The 9,323-nt window shown below is 37.7% G+C and carries 8 protein-coding genes; all 8 read right to left on the bottom strand.

Translation table 11 applies throughout. The features are described from left to right. Positions 1–573: copper amine oxidase N-terminal domain-containing protein (locus AC220I_RS13880; RefSeq protein ID WP_486724447.1), on the bottom strand; the 573-nt coding region annotated here is incomplete at its 3' end. Positions 574–610: 37 nt separating this feature from the next. Continuing rightward, positions 611–1,615, bottom strand: coding sequence for an AIR synthase family protein (locus AC220I_RS13885; RefSeq protein ID WP_486724448.1), 1,005 nt, complete (start codon positions 1,613–1,615; stop codon positions 611–613). A 186-nt stretch (positions 1,616–1,801) separates the two neighbouring features. Then, positions 1,802–3,442: a peptide ABC transporter substrate-binding protein gene (locus tag AC220I_RS13890; RefSeq protein WP_486724449.1), complete on the bottom strand. Its 1,641-nt coding sequence runs from the start codon at positions 3,440–3,442 to the stop codon at positions 1,802–1,804. A 319-nt stretch (positions 3,443–3,761) separates the two neighbouring features. After that, entirely contained in the window at positions 3,762–4,751 is a 990-nt protein-coding gene (locus tag AC220I_RS13895) for an ABC transporter ATP-binding protein (protein ID WP_486724450.1), read from the bottom strand. Then, entirely contained in the window at positions 4,751–5,770 is a 1,020-nt protein-coding gene (locus tag AC220I_RS13900) for an ABC transporter ATP-binding protein (protein ID WP_486724451.1), read from the bottom strand. The genes AC220I_RS13895 and AC220I_RS13900 overlap by 1 nt, the downstream gene beginning before the upstream one ends. A 14-nt stretch (positions 5,771–5,784) precedes the next feature. Continuing rightward, a complete protein-coding gene (locus tag AC220I_RS13905; RefSeq protein ID WP_486724452.1) occupies positions 5,785–6,972 on the bottom strand; it encodes an ABC transporter permease in 1,188 nt (395 codons plus the stop codon). A gap of 12 nt (positions 6,973–6,984) precedes the next feature. Further along, entirely contained in the window at positions 6,985–7,905 is a 921-nt protein-coding gene (locus AC220I_RS13910) for an ABC transporter permease (protein ID WP_486724453.1), read from the bottom strand. Positions 7,906–8,874: 969 nt separating this feature from the next. After that, positions 8,875–9,323: BRCT domain-containing protein (locus AC220I_RS13915; RefSeq protein WP_486724454.1), on the bottom strand; the 449-nt coding region annotated here is incomplete at its 5' end.

The raw sequence follows: 9,323 nt of genomic DNA on the forward strand, positions 1-9,323 counted from the left end.
ATAATCAAGGTAGACATTTGTAAGCGTTTGTACTGGTCTATTGATTGCGACTGTTCTCGTGCCTGCAATCCAGCTCACGTCTAATCCCAATTGCTGGCTTATGAAAGCCACTGGTACATAGGTTTTAGTCTTGCCCTCAAATTGGAGTAAGATTGGCGGTATGCCATCAGGAAGTTTTGTTTTTGTGCCGTTTACCTTGGCATAAGAATTACCAATCTGCATGACGATGGTCTTGCTCTCGCCATATATGGTAACTTCTTGAGTTTCTTGCTTCCAAGCAATCTTTACGCCGAGTTTATCGGTAATGAAACTTATAGGCACAATGGTTCTGGTGCTACCGTTTTTTTCATAGATAATCCCCGGAACGTCTGTGATGACATCCTCACCGGCAAACATAATGTTTACAGGATAATAATTGCCTGAAACACCTGTAATCGGGTCAACAAGTACAACCTGATCTGATTCAAAATACTTATTGGCAAATGATAGTGGCATCATACCCATCACCATACTAAGGATCAACAAAAGCATGCTGATTTTTCTCATTTTTGGTTTGTGATTAAATTTACGCATATTCTCCCTCGATTTCGTCAAAAGTATAAATTAATGTCTAAAAGATTACTTTATAGAGCTCATCACCCACTGGCGGTTCTATCACATCAAATATTTCTTGATCTGCTTCTTCCCCAAAAATTAAAATTCGGTCAAGCGCTTCCGTTAAAAGTCCTATTCTCGAATAGGGAATTTCTGCTTCCAACATGGCCTGTTCAAATGCCGGTGCACCTTCCTTGGTCACGCTCAATAACATGGCACCACTTGATATGAGTTTTAAGGGGTTGATGTTATAGAACTCGCATATTTTTTGTGTGATATCACTGATTTCAATTTGATTGTTATAGATTTTACAACCAAGATTACTGGCTTCACACATCTCGTAAGCTGCCCCAAGTACGCCACCTTCAGTAACATCGTGCATCGCCGATACCTGAAGCCTTTTACCAATTTCACCTTCACGCAAGACGCTTATGTGGTTTATAAATCCCTTGGCTTCTGAAATTTCACTGTTGGTTAATATCGCCTTTAAATCGGACTCTTTCTCATTTGCTAGTATTGCAGTTCCTTCAAGGCCAGCATACTTGCTCATATATAGATAGTCTCCGGCTTTTCCACCACCAGTCATAATCATCTCCTCTACCCTTGTACGTCCAAATGCCGTTACAGAAACTACAATTCTATTAACTGCACTGGTGACTTCAGTATGACCGCCAATGATCTCAATATTCATATGGTTAGCGGCTTCATTTGCATCTTTCACGATCTGCTGTATCTCATCAAGTGTCGTGTGTTCAGGACATAGAAGGGTCAGTAGAATGGCCACAGGCTCCGCACCACTTGACGCAATGTCATTGACACTAATGTGTACTGCAAGCTTGCCAAGCTCCTCTGTAGCGCCAGTAATAGGGTCTGTCGTCACAACACAAGCTTCATCTCCAAACTTAAGGGCAGCACAGTCCTCGCCAACACCAGGTCTCACTAGTATGTCACTTCTGACTGGCTTAATTTCATCTATTATGAAACGATTTAAGTCTTCATTTGATAATTTACCTATACTCATAATCCACACCTCTATTATATGATCTAATTTTCTATGATAATCCACTATATTATATCACAATGGCTGCTAGTGACTAAAGAATGTCATTAATTTATAATACATTTTCAATCAAAAACCAATATGTAAGCATTTGAACATAAAAAAGGCATCTCAATAATTGAGATGCCCTTTGATTGACTTTATTGATTACTCAGTAATTTCAGCAAATCCGAAGAACCAAGTTGATCTTGTAGTCATTTCCCATCCAACAACTTTCTCTTTTACCATTAAAGTATTAGTGTAAGTGTAAACTGGGATATTGATATAATCTGATTCCATTAAAGCAGCAGCTTTGTAAAGGATGTCAAATCTTTCTTGACCTGGAGCAGTTTTAGCTTGTTCGATTAAAGTATCGTACTCAGCACTTTTCCAGTGTGGGTAGTTCATTGGAGATTCTGATAAGAACATACCAAGGTATGTCATTGGGTCAGAATAGTCACCAATCCAACCAGCTCTAGCGATTTGGAAGTTACCTTCTCTTCTAGTATCTTGGAATACAGCCCACTCTTGGTTAGTTAAAGTTACGTCGATGTTTAAGTTTTGTTTCCACATTTCTTGAACTGCTTCAGCAATTTTCTTATGTCCTTCTGAAGTGTTGTACATAAGTTCTACAGCAGGGAAACCTTCACCATTTGGGTAACCAGCTTCAGCTAATAATGCTTGAGCTTCTTCGATTTGAGCTGTTTCAGCTAAACCAAAACCACCTAATTTTTCAGTAAATAAGTTACCATCAGCATCGTAAGATGTTGGAGAAACCATGTTTACTGCAGGAATTTGACCAGCTTTAGTTACAGTTTCACAGATCGCTTTTCTATCAATAGCAAGAGATAATGCTTTTCTTACATTGATGTTATCCATAGGTGCTTTTTCAGTATTTAAAGAGTAGTAGTAAGTACCATCTTGCGGTAAGATATAGAAAGTTGGATCTTCAGCAATTAATCTAGGAATTTCTTCAGTTGGAGGCGTTGTTAAAACGTCAATTGATCCACTTTCATAAGCAGTCAAGTAAGTTGATGCCTCAACGATCATAAGTGCTTCGATTCTTTCTAATTTAACTTGGTCAGCTCTCCAGTAGTTAGGGTTTTTAACAAGAACTAATCTGTCACCACCAACATATGATTCAAGCATGAAAGGACCATTTACGATTGAAGCTGCTGGGTTAATCGCCCAAGCGCCATCAGCACCTTGTGCTACAGAATCTTCTCTAACTGGGAAGAAAGTGTAGAATGCAGTTAAGCCTAAGAAGTAAGGTGTTGGTGCTTTTAAAGTAACTTCAAAAGTTTTTTCATCTAACGCTTTGAATGAACCAACGTTAGCTTCGTCAAAGATCCAAGCATATTCAGATGCTGTTTCTTCAGCTAAAACTCTAGTCCATGCCCACTCAAAATCTTGAGCAGTTACAGCTTTGCCGTCAGACCATTTTGCATCTCTTAAAGTAAATGTGTAAACTAAACCATCATCACTCATAGTGTAGCTTTCAGCCATAGCTGGCTCTAATTTACCATTAACTTCTCTCATTAAACCTTCGAACATGTTGTTGATAACATGACCACCATCAGAAGCAGCATTTAAACCTGGATCGATCGTCTTTGGTTCAGCACCGATATTCCAGTATAATACTTGCTCAACTTGTGCAGCTGGTTCTGCAGCTGGCTCAGATGCAGTATCTGCAGGTGTAGTTGACTCAGCAGGTGCAGCAGCAGGCTCTTCAGCTTTCGCGCCACAACCGATAAACATGCTAGCAACTAACATTACAACTAACAATAACGCTAAATTTCTTTTAAACAAAATAATCCCCTCCAATGTCTTTTTGAGTTTTGTATAAGCTAAGTGCCTTAGATAACACGTCCCCAAGATTGCTTTTAACATGTTAAATCCGAACAACCCCTCTTATACGATTTCTTTAAACTGTTAACATTTTTATATAAACGTGCTTGGACTGACGTCCAAGCAACATCCATACCACTTTGAACGTTGTTACACATTTTTAATCGTATCGTTAACTTTTTTTAACATAACCATATTATAATACATATTTTTAGATTTTTCAAACTAAAAAGTTCATTAATTCAGGTAAATGCCTCGTTAATAAATAGACAAGTCGTGCTTATGCCTTCTCATCCATAAGATGACAAGCAACAAAGTGCTCTGGTTCCACTTCTTTAAGCTTTGGCTCTATTTCCTTACACTTATCAAATGCATAAATACAACGCGTTCTAAATCTACAACCAGATGGCGGATTTAATGGACTTGGCACGTCTCCTTCAAGGATGATACGTTGCTTAGCACGTGTTACTTCAGGATCCGGAATCGGAATCGCTGATAACAAGGCTTGCGTATATGGGTGAAGTGGCTTTTCATAAAGTCTATTACTGTCAGCAACTTCTGCCATTTTACCAAGGTACATTACACCGATACGGTCTGAAATATGCTTAACCATAGAAAGGTCATGCGCAATAAAGAGATAAGTTAAACCAAATTCTTTTTGTAAATCTTCAAGCATATTTACAACTTGTGCCTGAATCGATACGTCAAGTGCTGAAATTGGTTCATCACAGATGATGAAATCTGGATTTACAGCAAGCGCTCTTGCGATACCGATACGTTGTCTTTGACCACCTGAGAACTCATGTGGGTAACGGCTTGCATGCATCTTAGAAAGACCAACACGCTCAAGTAATTCGAAAATTCTCTTTTGTCTATCTTCACCAGATGCAATACCATGAATATCAAGTGGTTCACCGATAATGTCGGCAACTGTCATTCTGGTATTAAGTGATGCATAAGGATCTTGGAAGATCATTTGAATTTTTTTTCTAAAAGGCTTTAATTCATTTTCGCTCATGTGACCGATTTCAGCACCGTCAAAAATAACCTCGCCATCAGTGACGTCATAAAGTCTGATAATGGTTCTACCAGTTGTTGACTTACCACAACCTGACTCCCCAACAAGACCTAAAGTCTCACCTTTATAGATTTTAAAGCTGATATCATCAACCGCTTTAACATACTTGATATTTCTACGAATGATACCCTTATCTACTTTGAAATATTTTTTTAGATTTTTTACCTCTAATAAGACTTCTCTTTCAGCCATTATTTGTCACCTCTCTTTACACCACCAGTAGTTTCAACTGCTGGTGCTTCTGGATCTAATAACCAACATGCTGCACGATGTCCTTCATTAGCCATGTAGAACTTTGGCGCTTCTTTTATACAAAGTTGCATTGCATATGGACATCTTGTTGCAAAAGGACATCCTGTTGGTGGATTTAATAAATCTGGAGGTGTCCCTGGGATTGGAATCAATCGATGCTTTTCATTGAGGTCAAGTCTAGGAATCGATTTGATTAAGCCCATTGTGTATGGATGTCTTGGATTGTAGAAAACATCTTCTGCAGTTCCTTCTTCCATGATTAAGCCGCCGTACATAACGACAATTCGGCTACAAACATCTGCAACAACACCAAGGTCATGTGTGATTAGGATAATTGCAGTGTTTACTTTATTTTTAAGTTCTTTAAGAAGCTCTAATATTTGTGCTTGGATCGTTACATCAAGTGCAGTTGTTGGCTCATCTGCAATGAGTAGGTCAGGCTGACAAGAAAGGGCAATCGCGATCATCGCTCTTTGTCTCATACCGCCAGAAAACTCATGTGGATAGTTGTCAACTCTTTGCTCAGGAGAAGGAATACCAACCAATTTAAGCATTTCTACCGCTTTAGCTTTCGCTTCAGCTTTAGAAAGTCCTTGATGCTTGATTACCGCTTCCATGATTTGATCCCCAATTGTATAAACAGGGTTAAGTGATGTCATTGGATCTTGGAAAATCATTGCGATCTGATCGCCACGGATACTCATCATCTCTTTTGTTGATTTTGGTACTAAATCTTCGCCTTTGAACATGATTTGTCCAGACTTAACTTTACCTGGATACTGCAATAATTTCATGATAGAAAGTGAAGTAACAGATTTACCACTACCAGACTCTCCAACAATTCCTAATGCTTCCCCTTTATTAAGGTGAAAACTCACCCCTCTTATCGCCTGTACTTCTCCTAAATGCGTATAGAAAGAAGTATACAGATCTTTTACGTCTAATAATTTTTCACTCATTGTCAGACTCCTTCCTATTTACGTAATCTTGGGTCAAGTGCATCTCTTAAACCATCGCCTAAGAAGTTAAATGCAAGTACAGTTAACGAAATGAATGCAGATGGGTAAAGCAATTGATATGCATACGATCTTAAACCTGGTACTGCATCATTTGCAAGTGTTCCCCAAGAAGCCATCGGTGCATTAACGCCAAGTCCGATAAAGCTTAGGAATGCCTCTGTAAAGATTGCGCTTGGGATCATCATAGCAAGTGATACGATAATTGGACCAAGAGCATTTGGAATAAGATGTCTTACCATTATTCTCCAAGTACTAGCACCAATTGTTCTTGCTGCAAGTACGAATTCTTGTTCTTTAATACTGAGCACCTGACCACGAACGATACGCGCCATGTTTACCCAGTATACAGAGCCGAGTGCAATACAGATTGTTTTAAGACCAGGGCCAATAACAACCATCAACATGATAACGTAAAGTAGCAATGGTACAGTAGAAATGATGTCTACAATTCTCATCATAATATTATCTACTTTACCGCCAATATAACCTGAAATACCGCCGTATAAAACACCGATGAAGAACTGAACCATTGTTGCAATAAATGCAATTAAGAGGGAAATTCTAGCACCGTATACGAGTCTTGCAAATAAATCTCTACCTAAACCGTCTGTACCAAATCTGTAAACGCCATTACCTACTGTGCTTGTTGGCACCGTGTAAACTTGGTCATCTACAAGTAATTGGAACTTGATTGCATTAGGGTCACCCGATTTTTTTGCTTTTGCTGCAAAGCTATAGTCTACAGTGACGTTCTTGCCATCAATGTCATAATGATTTTGTTTTTTCATCATGTCCTTATTAGCTGTAGGCAATTCCACTTTTTCGATGATTTTTCCGCCATCTTCTATTCTGTAAAGTGTGTATTCTTTGTGTACATATAATGTGATATTATCACCAATATCGAAAACTTCTAATCTTGGTGGTAAATTTGACATATCTAAATCTTGATCTGAAAAGCTCCAATTAGTAAAAGTATTTCCGAAAGCTGCGAATAAGATCAATAACACGATAATGCTAAGACCTAACATAGATAAGACATTCTTTTTAAGACGTCTCCACGCATCTTGCCAATAGGTTAAACTAGGGCGAATGCTTTCTTTCATAGCTTCTTGTTTTGAGAGTTTCTCCCATTTATTTGACATTGCTATTCCCTCCTAATCACCTAATTTAATTCTTGGATCGATAATACCATAAGCGATATCCACGATGAAAATCATAAAGATCGCAAATGCTGCGTAGAATATTGTCGTGCCCATAATCATTGTATAATCACGGTTACCAACACTTTCCACGAAGAGTTTACCCATTCCTGGAATAGCAAATATTTTCTCGATAACAAATGAACCCGTTAAGATTGCTGCAATCGTTGGTCCCATATAAGTAATAACTGGAATCAAAGAATTTTTAAGCGCATGCTTGAAGATTACTCTAAACTCTGATAAACCTTTTGCTCTAGCAGTTCTGATATAATCTTGTTGCATTACTTCAAGTAAACTTGATCTTGAAAGTCTCGCAACGAAAGATAATGAGAAACCTGCAAGTGCTAAACATGGCCCTACATAAGATTTAACTTCTTCTAAACCATATGCCGGTGCCCATCCTAATTTCTCAGCGAACACGTAAATGTACAAGGTCGCTACAACGAAACTCGGTACGGCTACCCCTAATGTCGCCATAATCGTTACGATATAATCAGGGACTTTATTTTGATACAGAGCGGATATGATACCTGCCGGTACACCGAACAAAATAACAAGTAATGATGCTACACCACCAACTTTAGCTGAAACTGGGAAGCCTTCTTTAATTTTGTCCCAAACAAAGATACCTGGTCTCGCGAACGATGGACCAAAGTCAAGAACTGTTACACCCTTAAGATAATCAACGTATTGTTTCCATAAAGGGTCATTTAAATGGTACTTCTGATTTAATGCCTCAAGTACTTTTTCCGGTAACTCTTTCTCTCTTGAGAATGGACCACCTGGAATTGAGTGCATTAAGAAGAATGTGATTGTGATAACGAACCACAACGTGATAACCATAGATACTAATCTTCTTGCAATATATTTGCCCAAACCCTTACACTCCTTTCGAATTTTCAGAAAAATCACATAATTAAAAATACAAATCTACCTTTTCCGTCAGTCTTACAATTCTGCTTACTTTGACACGTTTTTTTTATTCAATTGCATTTTTGTTTGAATAAAGAATGATAATTGCAGTTCTCTGAGTATTTAATGCCACCCCACAAGAATAGAAAAATGTGAACAGAGTGTGAATAGAAATGTATTTTTGTAATGCGTTTGTCATAATGATACTCTATATCGCTCTATTTTTCAATGTTTCTAACCATTTTCAAGTATGAATATATTGTAACAAATCTCTCATACAAGTTAATCTCTACGTGTTAGGACATTTAACATCCCGAAAAAATTCAATATATGCATTATTCTCATAAATGAAATTCATTTTCTGATTAAATTCATTTTCTAGAGTTGTTACAATTCCTTAACCTACAAGTTTCTTTTCTGAAATAATGCATTATTTTAACGCCTTTTTTTTCAAAGTCTTTCGGAACTATAATAATTATTGTGTCATATGTTAATTCCCCCTTTTTCATGCGCCCAAATCAAAAAAAACGCATACCACTTTGTAAATATATGGAACAAACCGTCTTGATTTAAGACCCTTGTTTCATAAATTAAAGGCATGCGTTTTTAATGATTCTATTGTTATTCATTAATATTTTAAAATTTTAGACATCAGGTTCAGCCAAAGAAAATGTCTATATTTGTCGCAAAATTCAACAATTAAGGGCCCTATACCATGCTTTAGAACTTCATAAAGATCAATAACACTTTTATAAAGATCAAACGCATATCCTCTTCCTCAACGCATTCGTCTACCATGCATGAATATACCCCACAACCCTATCGACAAAATCGACCAAAACATCTACAGTGGTTGCTCTTGCACACAACTTGTAATGCCAGCCCTAGTTTTCGTTGTGGATATGTTTAATTACTTTTGAAATTATTCACCCTTTATGCACCACTATTTTCACTAATAATTGCATCAAATTCTGCTTCAGATATGATTCTGATGCCTAAAGATTTGGCTTTTTCTTCTTTTGAACCTGCATTTTCGCCAACGACAACCATGTCTGTTTTCTTAGACACACTGCCACTTGCTTTGCCACCTTGCGATTCAATGATATTTTTAATTTCATCTCGAGTGTATTTCAGCATGGTCCCAGTAACAACCACTGTCTTTCCTGAGAAGACACCAGAAGCATCAATCCTCTGTTCACTCTTTAAGTCAAGGCCCAAAGCCTTCAATTGGTTGATTTGATCAATAAACTCTGGGTTTTTTAAAGCGTTCATAAGACTATTTGCCATTTTCTCGCCAAAGTCACTTATATTGGTGAGCGTCTCATAATCAGCATTCATAAGAGCCTCAAGGGTTCCAAAATACTGGGCCAATGACTTTGCTG

Source organism: Fusibacter sp., assembly GCF_057447755.1.

Excerpts from the sequence above, each read along its gene's own strand:
- AC220I_RS13885 (WP_486724448.1), bottom strand. The coding sequence starts at position 1,615 with ATGAGTATAGGTAAATTATCAAATGAAGACTTAAATCGTTTCATAATA.
- AC220I_RS13895 (WP_486724450.1), bottom strand. The coding sequence starts at position 4,751 with ATGGCTGAAAGAGAAGTCTTATTAGAGGTAAAAAATCTAAAAAAATAT.
- AC220I_RS13905 (WP_486724452.1), bottom strand. The coding sequence starts at position 6,972 with ATGTCAAATAAATGGGAGAAACTCTCAAAACAAGAAGCTATGAAAGAA.
- AC220I_RS13900 (WP_486724451.1), bottom strand. The coding sequence starts at position 5,770 with ATGAGTGAAAAATTATTAGACGTAAAAGATCTGTATACTTCTTTCTAT.